General features: G+C 66.4%; 12 protein-coding genes. 9 read left to right on the top strand and 3 right to left on the bottom strand.

Features of this window, described 5'->3' with window-relative positions; all coding sequences use genetic code 11:
- Nucleotides 1-34: 34 nt before the first annotated feature.
- The 3 genes from ACL9RJ_RS21055 to ACL9RJ_RS21045 all read right to left on the bottom strand — a co-directional run bounded on the left by ACL9RJ_RS21055 (nt 35) and on the right by ACL9RJ_RS21045 (nt 12,442).
- Nucleotides 35-7,882 carry an amino acid adenylation domain-containing protein gene (locus ACL9RJ_RS21055; RefSeq protein WP_422765629.1) on the bottom strand — a complete coding sequence of 2,616 codons (7,848 nt, stop codon included), beginning with the start codon at nt 7,880-7,882 and terminating at the stop codon, nt 35-37.
- Entirely contained in the window at nt 7,879-11,382 is a 3,504-nt protein-coding gene (locus ACL9RJ_RS21050) for an amino acid adenylation domain-containing protein (RefSeq protein WP_422765628.1), read from the bottom strand. The genes ACL9RJ_RS21055 and ACL9RJ_RS21050 overlap by 4 nt, the downstream gene beginning before the upstream one ends.
- A 79-nt stretch (nt 11,383-11,461) precedes the next feature.
- Entirely contained in the window at nt 11,462-12,442 is a 981-nt protein-coding gene (locus ACL9RJ_RS21045; RefSeq protein ID WP_177129747.1) for a TauD/TfdA family dioxygenase, read from the bottom strand.
- A gap of 423 nt (nt 12,443-12,865) precedes the next feature.
- Here ACL9RJ_RS21045 and ACL9RJ_RS21040 point away from each other — a divergent pair, with 423 nt between their 5' ends.
- The 9 genes from ACL9RJ_RS21040 (at nt 12,866) to ACL9RJ_RS21000 (ending at nt 22,719) form a co-directional block, all read left to right on the top strand.
- Complete coding sequence (locus tag ACL9RJ_RS21040) at nt 12,866-14,074, top strand: PepSY-associated TM helix domain-containing protein (protein ID WP_017125742.1); 1,209 nt, start codon at nt 12,866-12,868, stop codon at nt 14,072-14,074.
- Complete coding sequence (locus ACL9RJ_RS21035; RefSeq protein ID WP_017125741.1) at nt 14,071-14,610, top strand: hypothetical protein; 540 nt, start codon at nt 14,071-14,073, stop codon at nt 14,608-14,610. The genes ACL9RJ_RS21040 and ACL9RJ_RS21035 overlap by 4 nt, the downstream gene beginning before the upstream one ends.
- Nucleotides 14,607-14,963 (top strand): hypothetical protein, encoded by a 357-nt coding sequence (locus ACL9RJ_RS21030; RefSeq protein WP_177084927.1) that lies wholly within the window; start codon nt 14,607-14,609, stop codon nt 14,961-14,963. Before ACL9RJ_RS21035 ends, ACL9RJ_RS21030 begins: the two co-directional genes overlap by 4 nt.
- On the top strand, nt 14,960-15,535 hold the full coding sequence (locus ACL9RJ_RS21025) for a DUF6162 family protein (RefSeq protein WP_212810740.1): 576 nt from the start codon (nt 14,960-14,962) through the stop codon (nt 15,533-15,535). Before ACL9RJ_RS21030 ends, ACL9RJ_RS21025 begins: the two co-directional genes overlap by 4 nt.
- Nucleotides 15,536-15,570: 35 nt before the next feature.
- The gene (locus ACL9RJ_RS21020) at nt 15,571-16,500 is read left to right on the top strand and encodes a metal ABC transporter substrate-binding protein (RefSeq protein ID WP_017125738.1); all 930 of its coding nucleotides are present in this window, start codon (nt 15,571-15,573) and stop codon (nt 16,498-16,500) included.
- Nucleotides 16,497-17,267, top strand: coding sequence for a metal ABC transporter ATP-binding protein (locus ACL9RJ_RS21015; RefSeq protein ID WP_422765627.1), 771 nt, complete (start codon nt 16,497-16,499; stop codon nt 17,265-17,267). The genes ACL9RJ_RS21020 and ACL9RJ_RS21015 overlap by 4 nt, the downstream gene beginning before the upstream one ends.
- Nucleotides 17,264-18,163: a metal ABC transporter permease gene (locus tag ACL9RJ_RS21010; protein ID WP_017125736.1), complete on the top strand. Its 900-nt coding sequence runs from the start codon at nt 17,264-17,266 to the stop codon at nt 18,161-18,163. The genes ACL9RJ_RS21015 and ACL9RJ_RS21010 overlap by 4 nt, the downstream gene beginning before the upstream one ends.
- A complete protein-coding gene (locus tag ACL9RJ_RS21005) occupies nt 18,164-19,108 on the top strand; it encodes a metal ABC transporter substrate-binding protein (RefSeq protein ID WP_422765626.1) in 945 nt (314 codons plus the stop codon).
- 134 nt (nt 19,109-19,242) lie between these two features.
- Nucleotides 19,243-22,719 carry a calcium-binding protein gene (locus ACL9RJ_RS21000; protein WP_422765625.1) on the top strand — a complete coding sequence of 1,159 codons (3,477 nt, stop codon included), beginning with the start codon at nt 19,243-19,245 and terminating at the stop codon, nt 22,717-22,719.
- Nucleotide 22,720: the final 1 nt, after the last annotated feature.

Raw genomic sequence — 22,720 nt, 5'->3', positions numbered from 1 at the left:
AAAAGCCATTCGGAAAAATCAGCCGGGAAACCGGTCAGGAGACCAGTTTTTCCAGATCATCGAGGGATAGACGTTTGAGGGCCTCCAGTGATTTAGCCAATTCATCCTGAGCCGGTGACAAACCACCGCGCAGGGCCTCGATCCGCTCGCAGAACGCCAACAGCGTGTCGGCCTTGAACAACTCCTTGAGGGCGATCTTGTCGCCCAGGCGCTCGGCGATCCGGGTCACCACCAGGGTCGCCAGCAGCGAGTGGCCGCCGAGCTGGAAGAAGTTGTCGTTGAGGCCGACACGCTCGACCTCCAGCACTTCCTGCCAGAGGCTCGCGACCTCTTGCTGCAATGCCGTGCGCGGCGCTTCGTAGTGCTGCGAGTGCGGATTGCCGCCCAGGGCGATCAGGGCCTTGCGGTCGAGCTTGCCGTTGGGGGTCAACGGCAATGCGTCGATCAGGTGCACATGACCCGGCACCATGTGGGCCGGCAGGCGGCTCGCCAGAGTCGCGCGCAGACTGTCGGCAAAACCTCGCGTATCGCCGGGCAGCGCCTGCGCCACCACATAGGCGTGCAGGTGCTTGCCCGCCGCGCCGTCCTGGGCCAGGACCACGGCTTCACGCACCGCCGGTTGCTCCAGCAGTCGCGCCTCGACTTCGCTGAGTTCGATGCGGAACCCGCGGATCTTCACCTGATGGTCGGCCCGGCCGATGTATTCGATGCGTCCCGCGTCGCCCTGGCGCACCAGGTCGCCGGTACGGTACAGGCGCTCGCCGTTGTCGCAGAACGGGTTCGGCACATAGCGTTCGGCGGTCAGCCCGGCCCGCAGCAGGTAGCCCCGGGAGACCCCGGCACCGGCCAGGTACAGCTCGCCGGCGACGCCTTCGGGGGATACGTGCAACTGGCCGTCGAGCAGGTACGCGTCGGTATTGTCCAGCGGTCGGCCGATATTCGCCGAACCCATCGCCGTGCGCAGGGTGAAGGTCGAATAAGTGGTGTCTTCCGATGGTCCGTACAGGTCGTAGACCCGTTGCACCGGGGTACTGGCGTAGAGCGTGTCCACCAGCGCCTGCTTGAGCGGTTCACCGGCCAGGTTGATGGTGGTGACCGATGGCGGGATCTGTCCGGCGCGCTGCAAGGCGGCAATCGCCGACGGCACGGTGTTGATCAGTTTGACCCGATGGCGCGCCGGCAGGTCCGCCAGGGCCAGGGCGTTGTCCGCCAGCACCAGGTAGCCGCCTCCGGCCAGGGTCACGAAGATCTCCCAGACCGACAGGTCGAAACAGATCGAGGTCGAGGCCAGCACGCCCCGCAACTGGTCGCTGCCATAGACCCCCAGGGACCACTGGATCAGCGCCGCCAGGTTGGCATGGGTGATCGCCACGCCCTTGGGCTTGCCGGTGGAACCCGAGGTGTAGATGACATAGGCCAGGTTCTGCCCGTCGATCAGCGACAACGGCGCGCTGTCCGGACAGTCCGCCAGCCAGTCTTCCCGTTCCTCCACCAGCAGCACCTGCGACGGCAGTTCCCGGGGCAGGAATCCGAGCAGGCGCGACTCGCTCAGCAGGACCGCCGAGCGGCTGTCCTCGAGCATGTGCAGCAGACGTTCCTGCGGGTACTCGGGATCGAGGGGGACATAGGCACCGCCGGCCTTGAAGATCGCCAACAGGCTGACAATCATGTCCGGGGTGCGCCGCAGGCAGACGCCGACGCGGACTTCCGGCCCGACGCCCAGCTCGCGCAGCTTGTGGGCCAGGCGGTTGGCCCGGCGATCCAGGCTGGTGTAGTCGACTTGCCGCTCCTCGAACAGGATCGCCGCCGCATGGGGCTGGCGGGCCACCTGGGCGTCGATGCGCTCGAGGACATTGCGCGGATCGAGCGCGCTGACGGTGCCCCTGCCCCACGCCAGCGCGGCCTGGCGCGACTCGCCTTCGAGCAGTTCCAGGGCGCCCAGCGGCTGCTCCGGGTCAGCCATGAAGCGGCTCATCAGGCGTTCGAGTTCGCGACCCAGGCGCGCCACGGTCGCCGCGTCGAAGCAACCGCGGTCATAACTCAGGCCCAGGGTCAGTTCACGACCGGTGACCGCCACCAGCGTCAGCGGGTAGTTGGTCTGTTCCTGGCGGCTGATCGCGGCGAACTCCAGGCCACTGCCCGAGGCCTGGCCGAGCGCCTCGGCCATCGGGTAGTTCTCGAACACCAGCAGGCTGTCGAACAGCCCGCCCGCGCCGAGGCCGGCCCAGCGCTGGATGTCATAGAGCGGGGTGTGTTCGTGTTCACGCAGCGCCAGGTTGAGATCCTGCACCTGTTGCAGCCAGGCGGCGACGGGGATCTGCGCCTCGGGCGCGGCCACCACCGGCAAGGTGTTGATGAACAGGCCGATCTGTTGCTCGACCCCGGCCAGCTCCATCGGACGCCCGGCCACCGTGGCGCCGAAGGCGACGCCGGCCTGCCCGGTATAACGCTGCAACAGCACCAGCCAGGCCGCCTGCAACAGGGTGTTGAGGGTGACTTTCTGCTCCCGGGCGAAGCGATTCAGATCCGCCGTCAGAGCTTCGCCGAAGACGTGCTCATGGTCGGCATGACCGCTTGCCAGGGCCTGCCGGCTGCCCAGCGCACTCGCCAGGCGCGTCGGCTCCTGCAAACCGGCCAGGGCCTCGGTCCAGAACGTCTGGCTGGCCTGCGCATCGCGCTGGCCGAGCCACTCGATGTAGTCGCGATAACGCCCTGCCCCACGGGCCATATCGGCCCCGGCATAACGCTGCAGCACTTCACCGAACAACTGCGAAGTACTCCAGCCGTCCATCAGGATGTGATGGCTGGTGTAGATCAGGTGATAGTCGCTGGCCGAGGTGCGGACCAGGGTCACCCGCAGCAGGGGCGCGCGGTCCAGCTCGAAGCCGGTCGCCAGGTCTTCCCGGGCCAGCGTCTCGAGTGCCGACTCAAGGTCGCCGCGCTCGCGCCAGTCGTGCACCACCAGCGGCATCCGCACGCCGCGCAGGACGATCTGCAACGGCGCGGCCAGGTCCTGGGGCCAGACAAACACCGAACGCAGCACTTCGTGGGCGTCGAGGCTCTGTTGCCAGGCGGCGCGGAAACGCTCGGCGTCCAGCTGGCGCACATCGACCCGCAGCTGGTTGGTGTAGGCCGCGCCATCCGGCTCGTCGAGGGCATGGAAGAGAATGCCCTGTTGCATCGGCGACAGCGGATAGATGTCCTCGATGTCACTCATCGGCACCGACAGGCGTTCCAGTTGCTGCGGCTTGAGCGCCACCAGCGGGAAGTCGGACGGCGTCACGCCCAGTTGTCCGCCCTGGCTGCAATGCTCGACGATCCGCGTCAGTTCCCGCTCGTAGGCCCGGGCCAGGGTTTCGATGGTCGACGGCAGGTACAGCGCCTGGTCGAAGCTCCAGTCCAGTTCCAGTTCACCGTCGAACACCTGGCCGTTGAGGCTCAGCCAGTTGGCCGGCGGCGTATCTTCGGGCTGATTGAGACCGCTGCTGTCGCCACTCGGGACAAACAACGCGCCGTCGGCCTGAGCGAAGCTGCCGTCGAACTGGCCCAGGTAGTTGAAGGTCACGCGGGCCTCGGGCAAGGCCTGCAGGCGCCGGGCGAAATCCCTGTCCCCCAGGTAACGCAGGATGCCGTAGCCGACGCCCTTGTTCGGCACCGCCCGCAGTTGCTCCTTGATCGCCCGGATGGAGGCCCCCAGGTCCGCCTGCGGGGTGAGCCGCACCGGGAACAGGCTGCTGAACCAGCCCACCGTACGGCTCAGGTCGAGGTCATCGAACAGGTCTTCGCGTCCGTGACCCTCCAGCTGGATCAGCGCCGATGGCTGTCGGCTCCAGTCACACAGCACCCTGGCCAGGGCGCCGAGCAACAGGTCATTGATCTGGGTGCGATAGGCCGCTGGCGCGACGCTCAATAGTTGCCGGGTCAGCGTCTTGTCCAGGCGCGAGGTGGCATGACCGACGCCATGGGCGTCATTGTCGAGACGGTCCCGGGGCAGTTCCTCAAGATCCTGCGCCAGGTTGCCCAGCCAGTAATCCTGTTCCGCCGCCAGCGCCTCACCCTGTGCATAAGTCTGCAGGCGTTCGCCCCAGGCCTTGAGCGAACTGCTCTTGGCCGCCAGTTCCGGGGGCTTCCCGGCGGCGATGGCCGCATAGGCGACTTGCAGGTCTTCGAGCAGCACCCGCCAGGACACGCCATCCACCACCAGGTGATGGATCACCAGCAGCAGGCGTTGTTCGCCGCCCGGCAGATCGACCAGCAGCGCCCGCAGCAACGGCCCCTTCTCGAGATCCAGGCTGCGCTGGGCCTCGTCGGCCAGGGCGGTGAGTTGCGTGGCGTCGTCCAGCTCGCGCAACCACAGCAGCTCGGCCGCCGGGGCCGAGCTGTAAGAGGCCCGCCATTGACCGTCATGCTCTGCGAAATGCAGGCGCAGGCCGTCGTGATGCGCCAGCAGGCTGGCCAATACCGACTGCAGGTGCACGGCATCCAGGCGGACCTGGGGCTTGAGCATCAGCGACTGGTTCCAGTGGTGCCGCCGAGGGATATCGCTCTCGAAGAATCGCGCCTGGATCGGCAGCAACGGTTGCTCGCCGCTGATCTGCAACGGCGCTTCGGCCGGCGCTTTTTTCTCGATCAGCCTGGCCACCGCCGCCAGTTGGCCGATGGTCTGTTTCTCGAACAACTGCTTGGGACTCAGCTTGATCCCCTGGCGCTTGGCCCGGGCGATGATCTGCAGGCTGAGGATCGAGTCGCCGCCCAGTTCGAAGAAGTTGTCGGTGGTGCCAACCCGCTCCAGCTTGAGCACATCGGCCCAGACCGCCGCCAGTTTCTCCTCGATCTCGCCTACCGGCGCGGTGTACTGCTGCTTGACCGCGCCCGGCCTGGGCAGGGCACGCTTGTCGAGTTTGCCGTTGGCGGTCAGCGGCAATTGCTCCAGCAGCAGGATCTGCGCCGGGACCATATAGTCGCTGAGCAACGCCTGCAACTGTCGACGCAGCACCTCGACCTGCAACACCGTGCCCACCACCGGCACGCAATAGGCCACCAGTTGCAGCCGACCGGCATCGTCGTCCATTGGCAGGGCCAGCACCGCCGCCTGGGCTACCGACTGGAAACCCTGCAACACCCGCGCGACTTCCGCCGGCTCGACGCGATAACCACGGATTTTCACCTGGTCGTCGTTGCGCCCGATGAATTCCAGCAGTCCCTGGCGGTTGCCACGGACCCGGTCGCCGCTGCGGTAGCAGCGGGAGCCCGGCACACCATGGGGATCCGGCAGGAAACGCTCGGCCGTGAGTCCCGGTTGCCCGAGATACCCCAGGGCGACACTCTCGCCACCGATGTACAACTCGCCCGGCACCTGTTCGGCGACGATATTGAGCACGTCATCCAGCACATAGGCCCGGGCGCCCGGCAACGGCCGGCCAACCGCAATCCCTCGCTCCAGCGTGTCGCCCGCCAGCACTTCGTGGCTCAGTACGCCCACGGTGGTTTCGCTGGGACCATAGTGGTTGATGAAGCGGCAGCCCGGCTTGAGCTCGCGCACCTGCCGCACCAACGCCGGCGCACAGGCTTCGCCGCCGACAATCAAGGCGTGGGCAGGCAATACATCCGCCGGGCGGGCCGCCTGCAACAGCGCCGACAGATGCCCGGGGACGATCTTCAGGACGCCGACGCGGTGCGTGGTCATGTAGTCGGCAAAACCGTCCGGGTCGAACCCGAGGGCTTCGGGCAGCACATGCAGGGTGCGCCCGGAACACAGGGCGCCGAACAGCATGGTATGCCCGAGGTCGGCGGCAATGGTCGAGACCAGCGCCATACTGGCATCCGCTGCCAGCGCCAGGCGGCTCGACAGGCCATCGACATAACTGGCCAGCGCTCCATGGCTGACCAGGACGCCCTTGGGCTGACCGGTGGAACCGGAGGTGTGAATCACATAGGCCGGAGACTCGCTCGACAGCGCCAGCAGCGGCGCGCTGTCCGGCTGGTCGAGCCACAGCGAAGGCACAAACGCCTGGCCGGCGCATCCCGGCACGGCAAGGTTCACGGCCCGCGGGTCGCCCTCGGCACACAGCAGCAGCCGTGCCCGGGCACGCTCCAGCAGTTGCCGCAGGCGGGTGTCGGGCGCCTTGGTATCCAGCGGCATATACACCGCGCCGGCCTTGAGAATCCCCAGGACGCAGGTCAACCAGTCCAGCGAGCGCTCCATCAGCACCGCCACCGGTTCGCCACGGCCCACGCCCGCGTTACGCAAATGATGGGCCAGGCGATTGGCGGCCTGGTCCAGCTCGATAAAGCTCAGGGTCTGTTCGAGGCAGCGCGCGGCCACTGCCCGAGGCTGGCGCAGGACCTGGGCCTGCCACTGTTGCAGCACCGGCAGCGCCGGTTCGCGTACTTCGGCAAGCGCCGGCGACGGGCAGCCATGCAGGCTGAACAACGGCGCCTGCGGGGCTTGCAGGACCGCATCGAACAACTCGAGCAGCCGCGGGATAAACCCCTCGACGGTCGAATGCCGATACAAGTCGCTGGCGTAGGTCATCTCACCGTGGATCAGCGTGCCGTCATCGGTGATATCCAGGGCCAGGTCGAAGTGAGTACCGTCCTTGTGCAACGGGTATTCGGCCACGCTCAGGCCCGGCAACTGCATCGAACGCTGTTTCTGCATGCCGACGTTCTGGTTGAACTTGGCCTGGAACAGCGGGTTGTGATCCAGGTTGCGCTCCGGAGCCAGGGCGTCCACCAGTTGTTCGAAAGGCAACTCCTGGTGGGCCTGGGCGCCAAAACTGCTTTCGCGCAGGCGTCCCAGCAGGTCGAGGAAACTCTGGCGTTCGTCGACCTCACAGCGCAGGACCTGGGTATTGACGAAAAACCCGATCAGGCCCTCGACCTCCGAACGACCGCGGTTGGCATTCGGCACGCCGACGCGGATATCGCGCTGCCCGGCATGACGCGAGAGAAACAGCGAATAGCCGCCCAGCACCAGCATGAACAGGCTCACCCCCTGGCTGCGGGCAAAGGCCTGCAGTTGCCGGGAACGTTCGGCGCCGAAATCGAACCGCAGGGTCCGGCCTTCGAAGCTCTGCACCGGCGGACGGGCAAAGTCGGCGGCGATATCCAGCAGGGGTTGCGCCTCGCCCGATGCCGCCAGTTGCTGGCGCCAGTAATCCAGTTGTCGCTCGCCCTCGCCGGCTTCCAGCCAGCTGCGTTGCCAGATCGCATAGTCGGCGTATTGCAACGGCAGTTCCGGCAAGCCGGGTGCGCGCCCCAGGCTGAAGGCCTGATAGGCCTGGACGAATTCCTTGACCATCACGTCCATCGACCAGCCGTCGGAGACGATATGGTGCATGCTCACCACCAATACCCACTCGTCCGCGGCGAGGCGGATCAGGCTGGCGCGCAGCAGCGGCCCCTTGAGCAGGTCGAACGGCTGCGCGGTGAAGGTCCGGACCCGCGCGGCCAGTTCGGCCTCACACTGCCCGGCGGCGCAATCGGTCAGGTCGATGCGCTCCAGCGGTACGGCCTGGGTCGCGAGGATCACCTGCCGCGGCTGCTCGCCGTCGACCTGGAACAAGGTCCGCAGGACTTCATGGCGCTCGACGACATGCTCGAAGGCACGCAGTAGCGCCGGCTCGTCGAGGTGCCCCTGCAGACGCAGGCCGGCGGCCATGTTGTAGGCGGCGCTGGCCGGGTCGAGCTGCCAGAGGAACAGCAGGCGCTGCTGGGCATAGGACAGCGGGATCGCCGTCACGTCATGCCGGCTGACCGGCATCGGCAGCAGGCTGAAGTCCTTGCCTTCCTGGCTCAGCTTCGCCAGGAACTGCCGGCGCTGCTCCAGGGGCAGGCTGATGAACCTTCTGGCGATACGTACCGCGGCATTGGCATTCATGCTCCAAACTCCTCCAACGAACTCATGAACTGCTCCATATCGGCCCAGTCGTTATCCCCACTGCCCCGCACCAGCGTCTCCAGCTCGGCGGCCAGGTCGCTCAACAGGGGCTTTTCAAACAGGCTGCGCAACGGCAGGCTGACTTCCAGGCGCCCCTTGATCCGGGCGATCACCTGGGCGGCGAGCAAGGAATGCCCGCCCAACTCGAAGAAATGGTCATCGAGGCCGACCCGCGGCACCTGCAGGACCTCTTCCCAGATGCCCGCCAGGCAACGTTCGGTATCGGTCTGCGGTTCGCGGTAGCTGGCTTGCAGTTGGCTCGGATCGGGAATCGGCAAGGCCTTGCGGTCCAGCTTGCCGCTGGGCGTCAGGGGCAGGCCCGGCAGCACCAGCAGGTGCGAGGGGACCATGTAGTCCGGCAACCGGCCTTGCAGGAATGCCTTGATCTGCAGGCGCCAGACACTCTGCTGCGCCGGCTCCAGAGGTTGCTCGGCGACCACGTAGCCGACCAGTTGCGTACCGCCGGCCAGCGGCAGGGCCAGCACGGCAGCCTCGCGCACACCGGGGCATTGCAGCAGGCGCGCCTCGACTTCCCCCAGCTCGAGGCGGAAGCCGCGGATCTTGACCTGGTGGTCGACGCGGCCGATGTACTCCACCGCGCCGTCTTCGCGCAGGCGGGCGCGGTCACCGGTACGGTAGAGGCGCTCGCCGGGGCTGAAGGGGTCGGCGATAAAGCGCAGGGCGCTCAGGGCCGGTTGTCCCTGATAACCGCGGGCCAGGCCCGGGCCGCCGATGTACAGCTCACCCACGGCCCCCTGGGGCAGCAGGTTGAGGTCGGCGTCGAGCACCCGCAGGCGCCGGGCCGACAGGCCGAAACCGATGGGCACGCCGCGCCAGGACACGGCTTCAGGCAACAGCTCGCTGCAATCGTAGGTGGTCGAGACCACCGTCGCTTCCGTCGGGCCGTAGGTGTTGATCAGGCGTACCGCCGCCAACCCCGCCTGCCGCCACAGGCGCAGGCCGTCGACTGCCATGGCCTCGCCGCCGATATGGATCTGCCGCAGCGCGCCGTAGCCGGCCGGTGACCGGGCCGCCCAGTCCTGCACCAGCAAGTGCCAGTAGGCGGCCGGCAAATCGGCCAGGGTAATGCCGTGGCGCAGGATCGCCTCGTGCAGCGTGGCGCTGTCCCACAGCCGCTCGTCGCGCAGCACCACGCAGGCACCGAGGCACAGCGGCGGGAAGAACTGCTCGACGAAACCATCGAAGCTGCTGGTGGCGAACTGCAGGACCCGGTCCGTTTCCACCAGCTCACTGTACTGCGTGGCCCGGGCGACGAACTCGGCCAGGGCATGGTGGCTGATCGCGACACCTTTCGGACGGCCGGTGGAGCCCGAGGTATAGATCACATAGGCCAGCGAGGCCGCCGCCGGTTGCGCCTGCGGGTCGCTTTCGCAATAGGTCGAATCGTTGATCCGGTCCAGGCACAGGGTTTCGATCCCCTCCAGCGAAGGCAGACTCTCCAGCCACCGGTCCTGGGTCAGCAACAGCTGCAGGCCACTGTCCTGCAGCACATGGGCCAGGCGTTCGGCCGGGGTCTGCGGGTCCAGCGGGACATAGGCACCGCCGGCCTTGAGCACCGCGAGAATCGCCACGGCCATGTCCAGGGAGCGGCCGAGCGCCAGTCCCACCAGCACCTCCGGCCCGACGCCACGGCCGCGCAGCAGGTGCGCCAGGCGGTTGGCACGACGGTTCAGCTCGGCGTAGCTCAGGCTCTGGCGGTTATTATGTGGGAGCCGGCTTGCCGGCGAAGGGGCCCTTGAATCCTGCATCGCCCCTTCGGACGCCATCGCCGGCAAGCCGCCTCCCACGGGGTCGGGTCCGGCGAGGATCACGGCGATGGCCTCGGGGGTACGTCGGGCCTGGGCCTCGAACAACTGTGGCATCAGTAATGCCGTGTCCGCCGGCGTCGGCAGGCCACTGCCGCTGTCCAGCAAGCGGGCGGTTTCGTCCGCCGCGAGCATCGGCAAATGACCGATCGGCTGTTGCGGGTCAAGACAGACCGCGCGCAACAGGTTGCGCCAGTGCGCGGCCAGGCGCGCAATGGTCGTGGCATCGAAAATATCGGTGGCGTAGGTGAAGGCCGCGAACAGCTGCTCGCCCTCCTCGCGGGTTTCCAGCATGAGGTCGCTGGTCGCGGCATGCTGCCGCGCTTCCCCGGCCGCCTGCTCCTCGCTCAGATGCGCCACCCGCAGCCCGCACGCCAACTGCTTGCCCTGCACGTCGGTGACCAGCGGCTGATGGTTGAACATCACCTGGAACAACGGGTTGTGGCTCTGGCTGCGAGCCGGTTGCAGGGCCTCGATCAGCGCATCGAACGGCAGTTCCTGGTGCGCCTGTGCTCCCGAGGAAGCCTGGCGCAGGCTCTGCAGCAGATCGGTGAAACGGGTCCGGGCCTGCACTTCGCTGCGCAGCACCTGGGTGTTGACGAAGAAACCGATCAAGCCCTCGGTCTCGCTGCGGGTACGGTTGGCGATCAGTCCGCCGACGCGGATATCGGTCTGTCCGCTGTAGCGGTGCAGCAGGCTCTTGAACGATGCCAGCAGGACCACGAAGAGCGACACGCCCTGGCGCTGGGCCAGGGCCTTGAGCGCCTGGCGCAGATCGCCATCGACCAGCACTTCCAGGCGCGCGCCCCGATGGCTGGCCTGGGCCGGATGGGGACGGTCGGTGGGCAGTTCGAGCACCGGGTGCTCTTCCCCCAGGTGGCCGCGCCAGTAGGCCAGTTGTCGCTCCTGCTCACCCGCCTCGAGCCAGCTGCGCTGCCACAGCGCATAGTCGCGATAGTGCACGGCCAGCGGACTCAACGAAACCGGCGCATGGGCGACGCAGGCATCGTAACAACGGGTGAATTCGTCGATGAGGATGTTCATCGACCAGCCATCGGCAATGATGTGGTGCAGGGTCAGCAGCAACACGTGCTCCTGCTCGGCCAGGCGCAGCAGGCGGATACTGAGCAAAGGTCCCTGCTGCAGGTCGAACGCCTGCGCCGCTTCCCCTGCCATGATCTGGCGCGCGCGGGGCCAACGCTGGTCCTCGGCCACGCCCGACAGGTCGCTGACGACGATATTCACCGCGCTCGGCTGCGCGACGCGCTGGAACGCCCGCTCGCCGTCCTGGCCGAAGGTGGTGCGCAGGCATTCGTGACGGGCCACCAGGGCGCTGAAGGCCTGCTCCAGCGCCGACAGGTCGAGCGAACCCTCCAGACGAACGGCCATGGGCAGGTTGTAGGCCGCGCTGTGCGGATCGAGCTGCCAGAGAAACCACATGCGCTGCTGCGCGTAGGACAGACCGTCACGTTCCGAAACCCCGTCGCAGGAGGCGATGGGCAGCAACGAGAAGTCGACACCCTCCCTGTCCATGGCTGCCAGGAAGATACGGCGTTTTTCCTGGGGCAGCTCGATGAAACGACGGGCGAGTTTCTGTGCGTCTTGGGGCTTCATGTGAGAGGGTCCTTGCTGATCGGCGGCACGGCCGGGGGGCCCGGCCGTATCAACAAGAACGAACCGCCCGGCTGGGGATTTAGCGTGGAAGCGAGTAACCTTCGGCCATCGCCACCACGACCTTGCGCTTGCCGGTGAATGGCGAGCGGGAATGGGCCGCCAGCATGTTGTCGAGCATCAGCACATCGTTTTCCTGCCAGGGAAAGCTGATGGTGCAGTCATCGAGCACACCCCGGACTTCGTCGAGCAGATCGACCTCGATGGCCGAGCCGTCGCCGTAGTAGACATTGCGCGGCAGGTCTTCCTCATCCACCACATCGAGCAGGGTCTCGCGCACTTCCGGCTGCAGGTTGGACACATGGAACAGGTGCGCCTGGTTGAACCAGACCATCTCCTGGGTCACCGGGTGGCGGGCCACCGTCTGGCAGCGCTGGCGGGTGCGCAATTCGCCGTCGTCCTTCCATTCGCACTCGATGGCGTGGGCCCGGCAGTAGGCTTCGACCACCGCCTCGTCATCGGTGTTGAACACCTGGCTCCAGTCCACGTCCAGGCCGTTGCCGTAGTTGCGCACGTACATCAGGCCCTTGCTGATGAACCGCTCGCGGATAGATGCCGGCACCCGGCGATAGACTTCCCGACTGTCGCAGATCGGCGTTTCGCCGCCGGTCTGTGCCGCGATCATGCTGTAGAACCAGATCTTCATCGGCCATTCGAGGGTATAGGCCTGCTCGTTGTGCAACGGAATGCTCTGGTGCGCCGGGTATTCGGTCGAGGTGTACACCCCCTTGGTCACGTTGCTGCGCGGCGTCGAGCCGAACTCGTAATTGAGCAACGGATGGCCGAAGCCCGCCGCGAACTCACGGAAGGCTTCGGCGCCACCCACGTCGAAACCGCGCAGCAGAACGCCGCCGGCACGATACAGGTGCGCGTCGATCAGCGGCTTGCATTCGCCGAACGCTTCCCTCAGGTCGAGCCCCGGCTCAGGCGCCTGGATCAGCATGGGCAAGGTGCCCGAACCGGTCAGCAGCGGCCGGATAGCCAAACTCAATGCGTTGTTCATGACGACTCTTCTCCCTTGATCTCGGATCGCAAGGGCTGGGCGCGCGAATGCGCCGTGCACCTGGCTGTGCTTCGGTTAACGGATAGCCGGACAGGGAAATTAGGCAGAGCGGGCAACGCCGGTCGGATGCCCGAACGATTTCGAAAACAGCACACACCTTGTGGGAGCCCGGCTTGCCGGCGATGGCGTCCGATCAGCCTGGGCCTCATCGCCGGCAAGCCGGCTCCTACCGGGGACCGAGCAAGACCGGGACTTGTGGGCGCAGAAATATTTACTTTCATTTCCCTATACGTTTTTCCCCTGCTCATTCGTCTCATCTAGATGCAGTCGTCCGCGTAGGCAAAAGCCACGGCCGGCTTTTTCCGGGAACGAGGCTCTTTCTCAAGCCTCGCTCCGTCCCCCGAAATCGAGAACCCGCTTTCCATGTCCAAGAAGTCCCGCTCGAAACTCTGGTTCCTGGTCCATAGCTGGCTGGCCCTGCCCATCTGGTTTTTTGTCCTGATCGTCTGTGTCACCGGCACGCTGGCGGTGGTCAGCCAGGAAATCGTCTGGCTGGCCAATCCGGAAATCCGCGCCAGCAAGCCTTCGGATGACGCCCCGCTGCTGAGCTATGACCAGGTGCTGGCGGCCATCAAGAAAAACGAGCCCGATCTGATCGTGCAATTGATCCAGCGCCCGGACGAAAGCCATTTCGCCCTGCTGGCCGATATCAGCTATCCGGACGGGCGCTCGGTGACGGTCTACGTCAACCCGTACACCGGCGTCATCCAGGGCATCAGCCCGCAATTCAACTTCAAGAACTTCACCCGCGCCCTGCACGGCTGGTGGCTGGTGCCGTTCACCGACGGCTATAGCTGGGGCTGGTACCTGGTGTCGCTGCTGGGCATACCGATGCTCGCCTCGCTGGTGACCGGCCTGGTGGTGTACAAGCGCTTCTGGAAAGGTTTTTTCAAGCCGACCCTGCGTTTTCGCCATGGTGCACGGATCTTCTGGGGCGATTTCCACCGCTTGAGCGGCATCTGGTCGATCTGGTTCATCGCGGTGATTTCCATCACCGGCACCTGGTTCCTGATCCAGGCCATCCTCGCCGACAACCAGATCAGCATCGCCACCCGACCGATCCCGGCCATCATCTCCCACGACAGTGCGCCGCTGATGCCTGACGGCCGGCCGGCGCCGATGCTGGCCGCCGACGAGGCCCTGCGCATTGCCAGGGAACAGGTACCCGGACTCGATGCCAGCTTCATCAGCCTGCCGAGCAACGCCTACAGCCCGTTCGAAGTCGGCGGCCGCAGCTGGTACCCGTTGATGTACCAGACCCTGGAGCTCAACCCCTACACCGGCAAGATCGAGCAGTCGCGCCTGCTTTCCGACCGCACGGGTCTGGAGTTCGTCACCGAGTCGATGCGGCCGCTGCATACCGGCGACTTCGGTGGCCTGTGGATCAAGCTGATCTGGTTCTTCTTCGGCCTGCTGCTGAGCATGATGGTCCTCAGCGGCCTGTTGATCTGGAGCAAGCGCACCGCCCTGGCCACGGTCAACGCCCTCAAGCGCAGTGCCAAGGCCGAACGCCCCGGTACTGCCAGGCCCCGCGCCGTCCTGGGCGCCGAGACTTCGGAGGTCAACCCGTGAGCAAGACTGCCGTGGCACCCGCCACCTCGACCCTGGGCCGCCTCTGGCACAAGTGGCGCTTTCACCTGAACATCCTGCTGGTACTGATCCCGCTGGGCTTCATGCCCCGGTATTTTTCCGATGCGGCGCTGTTCCGTGGCGACACCGGCCTGGGCCAGCATGTGAACGAACTGCAGGTCGGTCCCTGGAGCCTGCAACTGGCCGAACTGTGGGACGAAGCACCGCGTCGTGACGGTCCCGCCGGCTACTTCAAAAGCTTCAACGCCAGTCTCTGCGCCGACTGTATCGACCAGGTCAAGGCCACTTACCTGCGCGTCGGCAAACCGCGCAGCCTGCGCGCCGCCGGCGTGATCTTCTTCGGCACGCCCTATCGCATGGGCGCCGTGGTGCCGATCCCGGACAACACCAGGGACGATGCCGAGCTCTGGGTCACCCTGGAAGGCTGGGATGGCTCGGTGCACCAGGCCTCCATTCCCCTGATCCAGGCCTCGCCGCTGACGATCGCCTGGCTGAAAAAACAAGGTAACCGCCCATGAGCCCATTGCATCGTCCCTTCCCTTCGCCAATCACCCGACGCCTGCTGGCCGGCGCCGCGCTGCTGGCGGCCAGCGGCCTGAGCCTGACCGCCCAGGCCCATAACCCGATGTGCGAATGCAAACAGATCGACGCCGAGCAGATCCAGTGCAAAGGGGGCTTTTCCGACGGCAGCGGCGCGCCGGGAGTGACCCTGGACGTGATCGGCTACGACGAGACCGTCCTGCTGCCCGGCAAGCTGGGGGCGGACTCGACGCTCACCTTCAAGAAACCGGGCAGCGATTTCTATGTCCTGTTCGACGCCGGTCCCGGTCACGTCGTGGAAGTCGACAAAGCGGATATCGAGGCACCATGAGCAACTTATCGACCACCCATGTCGTGCGCCCCGCCGGCGCCGGCCACGAAACCCTCTATGTCCTGCTGTTCTGCCTGGTCGTGCTGCTGGTCGCCGGTTCCGTGGTGGCGTTGCATGGCGATAAACCGCAGGCCAGCCAGGTCGCTGCCCATCAACTGGATGCGCGCAGGGACCTCAGTCCCGGCGAACAGGGGATCTACGCCGACCTGCGGGTCACCCTCGATGAAATCCACCTGCTGCAGCAGGACCAGCAGGGCCTGCCCTCCCCCGGACAGCTCGGCGAGGAAGGCTTCGCGCCCTTTGCCCAGGACGCCAGTTCGGTCAGTCGCGGCGACCACGCCTGGCAGTTGCTGGGCCAGGCCTACTTCGGCCTGAGCCGGGCCACGGCCACCGCCGGTTCGTTCCTGATGCGGGTCGGCGGCGACAGCCATGCCGCGCCGGACATCTGGCTGAATCGCGGCAGCGCCCTGGCGGCCCCGACCGACCTGAGCGACAACGCCCTGATCGCCGGCGGCTGGCAGCAGGTGGTCGCGCAATTCGATGCCGGCGTAACCCGCCAGCATCGGCACTGAACCTTTCGACTCACACCAGGGAAACGTGTCCCCTCATGTCCATTTCAGCTCTGTTCGGCCGCCGTCGCCTGCTCCTGGCGCTGCTGCTTTCGCCCCTGTTGCTGACCTTCCAGGTCCAGGCCGATCCGGCCAAGCGCCTGCGCATCGGCATCACCCTGCACCCTTACTACAGCTACGTCGCCAATATCGTCGGCGACAAGGCCGATGTCGTGCCGCTGATCCCTGCCGGCTTCAACCCCCATGCCTACGAACCCCGGGCCGAGGACATCAAGCGCATCGGCACCCTGGACGTGATCGTGCTCAACGGCATCGGCCACGATGACTTCGCCGACCGCATGATCGAGGCCAGCGAAAAGCCGCGGATCGCGGTGATCGAGGCCAATGAAAACGTGCCGCTGCTGGCCGCCACCGGAACCGCCGCCCGGGGTGCCGGCAAGGTGGTCAACCCGCACACCTTCCTCTCCATCAGCGCCTCCATCGCCCAGGTCAACAATATCGCCCGGGAGCTGGGCAAGCTCGACCCGGACAACGCCAAGACCTACACCGCCAACGCGCGGGCCTACGGCAAGCGCCTGCGGCAACTGCGCGCCGACGCCCTGGCCAAGCTGACCCAGGCCCCCAACGCCGACCTGCGGGTCGCCACGGTGCATGCCGCCTATGACTACCTGCTGCGCGAGTTCGGCCTGGAAGTCACCGCCGTGGTCGAGCCGGCCCATGGCATCGAGCCGAGCCCGAGCCAACTGAAGAAGACCATCGACCAACTGCGCGAGCTGGACGTGAAGGTGATCTTCTCCGAGCTGGATTTCCCGTCCACCTATGTCGAGACCATCCAGCGTGAATCCGGGGTCAAGCTCTACCCGCTGTCGCATATTTCCTATGGCGACTACACCGCCGACAAGTACGAGAAGGAAATGACCAGCAACCTCGATACCGTGGTCCGGGCGATCCAGGAGGCCGGTGCATGACGGCCGCCGAAAGCATCGCCCGCGAGGCCATCGGACCGACCCTCGATTTCAACGCGGTCAACCTGACCCTGGGTCGCACCACCATTCTCGACAATGTCACCTTCCAGGTCCGCCCCGGCCATGTGCATGCGCTGGTCGGGCCCAACGGCGGCGGCAAGAGTTCGCTGATCAAGACCCTGCTCGGGCAGATGCCGCACCAGGGCCGCCTGAGCCTGGAATGGCCGGGCACGCCCGGTACCATCGGCTACGTCCCGCAGGCCCTGGAGTTCGATCGCGGCCTGCCGATGACCGTCGACGACTTCATGGCCGCCATGTGCCAGCGGCGCCCGGCGTTTCTCGGCCTGTCGCGGCATTTCGCCGGGGCCATCGGTACGGCGCTGGAGCGGGTCGGCATGCAGGACAAGCGCAAGCGCCGCATGGGCGCGCTGTCCGGCGGCGAACGGCAACGGGTGCTGCTGGCCCAGGGGCTGATCCCGGCGCCACAGTTGCTGGTGCTCGACGAACCGATGTCGGCGCTGGACGAGGCCGGTATCCAGGTCTTCGAGCGTCTGCTCGGCGACTGGCGTCGCGCCGGCATCACCGTGTTGTGGATCGAGCACGACCTGGAAGCGGTCAAGCGCCTGGCCGATCGCGTCACCGGCCTCAATCGCCGGGTGCTGTTCGATGCCTCGCCGGCCGAGGCGCTGACGCCGGACCGCCTGCTGACGCTGTTCTCCACCCATCCGCGCAGTGTCGACACACCTACCCCGCAGAGCATCCAGCCATGACCTATGAAGCTTTTCGCCTGATGATCCAGGGCTGGGCCACGTCCGGTTTCCTGCCGGCGGCACTGGCCTACGGCTTCGTGGTCAACGCGCTGATTGCCGGCCTGCTGATCGGCCCGGTACTGGGCGGTCTCGGCACCCTGGTGGTGGTCAAGCGCTTCGCCTTCTTCTCCGAAGCGGTGGGCCACGCGGCCCTGACCGGCGTAGCCATCGGCATCCTGCTCGGCGAACCCTACACCGGCCCCTATGGCAGCCTGTTCGGCTACTGCCTGCTGTTCGGCGTGCTGCTCAACTACCTGCGCAACCGCACCGGACTGGCCCCCGACACGCTGATCGGGGTGTTCCTCTCGGTGTCCCTGGCCCTCGGCGCCAGCCTGCTGCTGGTGCTGGCCGGCAAGATCAACGTGCATATCCTCGAAAACGTACTGTTCGGCTCGGTACTGACGGTCAACGGCAACGACCTGCTGGTCCTGCTGATCGTCGGTTCGCTGGTGATGGGCCTGAGCCTGCCGCTGTACAACCGCATCATGCTCGCCAGCTTCAACCCGCAACTGGCGGCGGTGCGCGGGGTCGCGGTAAAGACCCTCGACTACCTGTTCGTGGTGCTGGTGACGCTGATCACCGTGGCCGCGGTCAAGGTCATCGGCGCGATCCTGGTGGGCGCCCTGCTGGTGATCCCGGCGGCGGCCGCGCGCCTGCTCAGCCAGTCGCTCAAGGGGTTCTTCTGGATTTCCGTGGCGATCGCCACCGTCAGCACCCTGTGCGGCATCCTCCTGCCGATCCTGTTCGACCTGCCCGTGCCGTCCGGCGCGGCGATCATCCTGGTGGCCGGTATCGCCTTCGCCCTGGCCGCGATCGCCCGTGGCACCGTGCCCAGCCTCAAAGGGAATATTGGATAAATGCCGAATCTACGCCCCCTGACACTCGCCCTCGTGCTGAGCGGCCTGTTCAGCAGCACGCTGTGTGCCAACCCGGCACCGCTGCCCGCCGCCCCCCAACAGGACCAGCAGGCCGGCACTTCCGCCCGGCCGGTGCGCATCCTCGCTAGCCTGCCGGTCACCCATGGCCTGGGCGAGATCCTGCTCAAGGACACTGGCGTGGTGCTGCAACGCGCCGCCGACGCCAATCTGCCGGGCAGCCGCCAGAGCGCCTACTTCAGCGGACGTGGCGCCGCGGCCCTGCAAAAGCTGGCGAGCAACGCCGATGCGGTGATCGGCCTGCGCTCGTTGTGGCCCGACGACCCGCTCTACCCCATGGCCCGTCGCAGCAATGTGCGCATCGTCGAAGTCGATGCCGCGCGCCCGGTGGACGGTAGCCTGCCAGGCATCGCGGTGCAGCCGGGCCAGGGCGTGGATGGCCTGAACAGCCAACCCTGGCTGTCGAGCAACAACCTGGGACGCATGGCCGACGTGATCGCCGCCGACCTGGTACGCCTGGCCCCCGAGGCCAAACCAAAGATCGAGAGCAACCTGGCGACACTCAAGCAGCGCCTGCTCAAGCTCAGCGCCGACAGCGAAACGCGGCTGGCGAAGGCCGACAACCTCAGTGTGGTCAGCCTCTCCGAACGCTTCAACTACCTGGTGGGCGGGCTCAACCTGGACCTGATCGAGGTCGATGCCCGCAGTGACGAGCAATGGACGCCCGAGGCCCTGGCCAAACTGGGTGAAACCCTCAAGGACGCCGAGGTGAAGGTGGTACTGGATCACCGCCAGCCGCCGGAGGCGGTGAAGTCGACAATCAGCCAGGCCGGCAGCACGCTGCTGGTGCTCGATACCGAGGGCAGCGACCCGCTGACCGGGCTGCAGGACTCGATCAACCAGGTGCTGGCGACACTGGCGCCATAACGGGGCGGGCATCGCCCGCCGAATGACACAAGCGTCGCCCCCTGCCGCGATAAACAAGTACCTCATCGACAAGGACACCGCCGGCGATACTCCTTCGTGCGTTTATTCAAAGCTCACGATAAAAGGACTTATCCATGGCAAACACACGCAGCCGGCATGAATGGGCCGCCGGGCCCATCGACGGCATTGTCATCTCGGACAGGCTTGCCGACCCTGTCATACAGGGGATTCCCGCCAAGCCCGGCACCCTGTCGCCGCCGACCGCCAGAGGAAGGGCCGGTCTCGCCGAACTGGACGCCCGCCTGGGACCGATCACCCTCGATACCTTCGTCATCAGTCGCGTGGAACTCTACGACATGGGCGCCAGACTGAGCGGGCGCCACCTCGACGGCAGCGACCGGCAACTCCAGGACAGTGGCCGGTCCCTGGTCGATGACGTGCAATTCGAACCGGCCGAATTGCAACGGCATCTGGAGACGGGAGACGCGGTCGACCAGCGCCCGGTCGACGTACTCTTTGAAATCGCCTCGCGACGCTCGTTGCAGGCCCCGCCCCTGCTCGGGACAAACACCCCACCGCTGGCCGACAACCTGATGAAGCACCTCAACCAGTTGCTGGTGCGCCTGCAGAACATGCAAATCCTCGCGCACAAATATGTCACCTTCAGCCTGCCGGGCTGGATCGACGCCGCCAAGAGCCGCAGCATGCTCACCTCGGGGGCGGGCATGCAGGCCTACGGGATCTACAGCGGCCTGGTGGGCATCCGCGAAGCGTTGAAAAGCGGCGACGTCACGGAGGCCGCGGTGAACGGCGGCAGCATTGCCACCGAATTGACCTCCGTGCTGCTCGAACGCGGCCTGAGGAAAACCGGGGAGGCCCTACTCGGCCAGGGCGGCCGGATCTTCCAGGGCTTTCGCGCCACCTCCGCCGGCCTGATGATCAGCCGCAGTGCCGGCCTGCTGGGCAATGTGCTGACCCTGCCGTTCGATATCCACAGTGCGGTCACCGCGTTCAAGAATGCCGCCCGGACCAGCGGCAAGGAGGCCATGGACCATTACGTCACGGCCGGGTTCAGCATTGCCAGCGCCACCTTGTCCCTCGCACTCGGCGCGGCCGCCGCGGCGGGTTTCAGCGCCGCCGGCCCGATCGGCCTGGTGGCCTGCGCGGTGCTGATCGTCGGCGCGAAGATCTATGGCGCCGTGCGCCAGGTCGACGATATCGACGACTACATCGAACTGACCGTCGCAGAGCGTTGGCGCTCGGGCTGGTTCGCCTTTACCGGCCAGGAACTGGACCGCTCGGTGATGGATCGCTACCTGGTCGAGCGCACCCGGGTCGAGCATGACAAAGCCCTGGAAACCCGCGCCCGGGCGTTGCTCGATGTGGAAATGAAGGAAACCCTCGCGGGGGTGGTCAACGGCAGCTTTCAGGTCGAGCTGGAACCCGTCAGGCACTGGGCACACCGCTGGGAGGGCGAGGAACAATCCCATGCCACCGTCAACACACCGGTGGTCCGCGAGGGCGACGATAACATCGATGCCACCTCGGGCCTGGAGCAGGTGCCAGGCGCGTTCAGCGGCACGCCCGGAGAAAAGAAAGCCGTGCTCTGGCAGTTGGGCGGCGGCAACGACCGGGTCACCGGTGTGCGCGACCAACCCAACTATTTCGCCTTTTCCACCGGCCAGAAGACCCTGACCGGCGGCAACCACGATGACGCCTTCCTGTTCCAGGCCCAGGAGACCCTCGGCTCAGCCAGCGTACCCGCCCTCGGTGCGCTGCACGGTGGCGACGGCCAGGATACGCTGTCGCTGCAAGGGCAGGTGCCGCCCCGCCATCACCTCGCCTTCGTCGGCCACGAGGTCGACCTGGACAGCGGCAAGCTGGGTTTGCGGCGCCACTCCACGGATGCCGCCCCCCTCGCCTACGCCTCGCTGGCCGCCATCGAACATGTCGAGACCCTGGCCGGCGGCAGCAGTCGCGTGACCGGCAACGCCCGGGCCAATCACATTACCCTGCTGGGCCTGGATGACCAGGCGAGCGGTGGCGACGGCGACGACCGCTTCACCCTCAAGGGCACTGCCAGCAGGGTCGCCGGAGGCGCCGGCAACGACCACTACCGGATCGCCGCGACAACCCGGACCGTGACGCTCGACGAGGACGGGCGCGAGCCCAGCACCGTCGTCCTGGACTGGCCCATGGAGCGGATCCAGAGCTGGCGCATCGTTGGTACCGCGCTGGTCGTCACTTCGTTGCCCGACGACAATGGCCAACCGCCCGACCAGCAATTGACGATCAGCGGGGTCTACCGCAACGACGACGAACGACAACTGCAAAACGACCTGCTGCTGTTTGTCACCCGCGAAGGCTTCACGCTCAAACCCGATCTGCCGGCGACGCTGCCGGGCACCGCCGACCACGATGTGCGGATCACCGTACTGAGCCTCGGACAACTGCCGCCGGCGCCCCAGCCCGTCAATGGCGGCGACTACCCGCTGCCGGGGACATCGACGAGCGGCTACTTCCTCGCCAGGCAGACGCTCGACACCACTTTCCAGGTCGGCGCGGATGCCACGCGGCCGTCCACCACGCTGTACCTGGACTACGCCAGCGAGGAGATCGAGCAGGTCAGAGCGGCCTACCGGGTGGCGGCCAGGCGCATCGGCGCCTTCAACTACCTGGACTACAGCGATGCCCGCCTGATCCTGCGCTTCCATGACCAGACGCAACTGACGCTCAAGGACTGGCTGGTCCCGGGCGCGGGCAAACCGACGGATGTCGGCGCCTCCCTGCACAGCGCGGGGTTCGAACAGCAGCACGGGATTGTCCTGGTACTGCGCGACGGCAGTTCGTACCAGGTCGGCGCGCCGACCGCCAGCTACAGCGACGACTATCGCCACCCGGGCCTCAGGACCCTCGATGGCCGCGGGTCATTGCAGCGGCGTGCCGGCAACTACCTGTTCCGCTCGCCGGAAAACCGCAGCGCGCAGCTGAAAGACCACGCCCAGCGCGTCGACTTCAAGGCCGGCAGCGACTCGACGATCTATCACCTGGAGGGCATGAGTTCAACCTATGAACTCTACCCGTGCGCCGCCGCGACCATCCGCCTGTCGACGCCGGCTGCCCTGGCAAAAACCGCCAATGCCTCGACCTGGTACATCCATACCCGGGCCAGCACGCAGATCGTGACCCGCGGCGATATCAAGATCGCCCCCCAGCAGCTGTGGATCGGCAATATCCGTCTGCTGCTGCCGGCCGACGACGATCCCACGCAACCCCTGGACCTGATCTACATCGTCCTGAAGTCCGGCGAGCGCTATGAGGTCGACCGGATTTTCGATCAGCTCCTGCTGCATGAGCTGGATGCCCGCGCCCATGCCGATATCGACGCCATCAAGCGCTGCATCGAACAGCATCAGGCGGACAACGAACTGGCCAGCCACCGCGTCAGGGTCAGGGGACTGAGGGTGGTCACCCCGTCGGCTTCCAGTGCCCGGCTCCAGGCGGCCTTCGGGGCGCTGGTCTACGACACTCTGACGCAGCAGTGGCGCACGGACAACGACGAGTCGACCCTCGTCGACCCCGCCGACCTGTTTATCCATACCCCCCGCTGAC

This window comes from Pseudomonas sp. Mn2068 (assembly GCF_049319725.1).
Taxonomy (GTDB): domain Bacteria; phylum Pseudomonadota; class Gammaproteobacteria; order Pseudomonadales; family Pseudomonadaceae; genus Aquipseudomonas; species Aquipseudomonas gingeri.
This window is presented reverse-complemented; position numbering and strand designations above follow the sequence as displayed.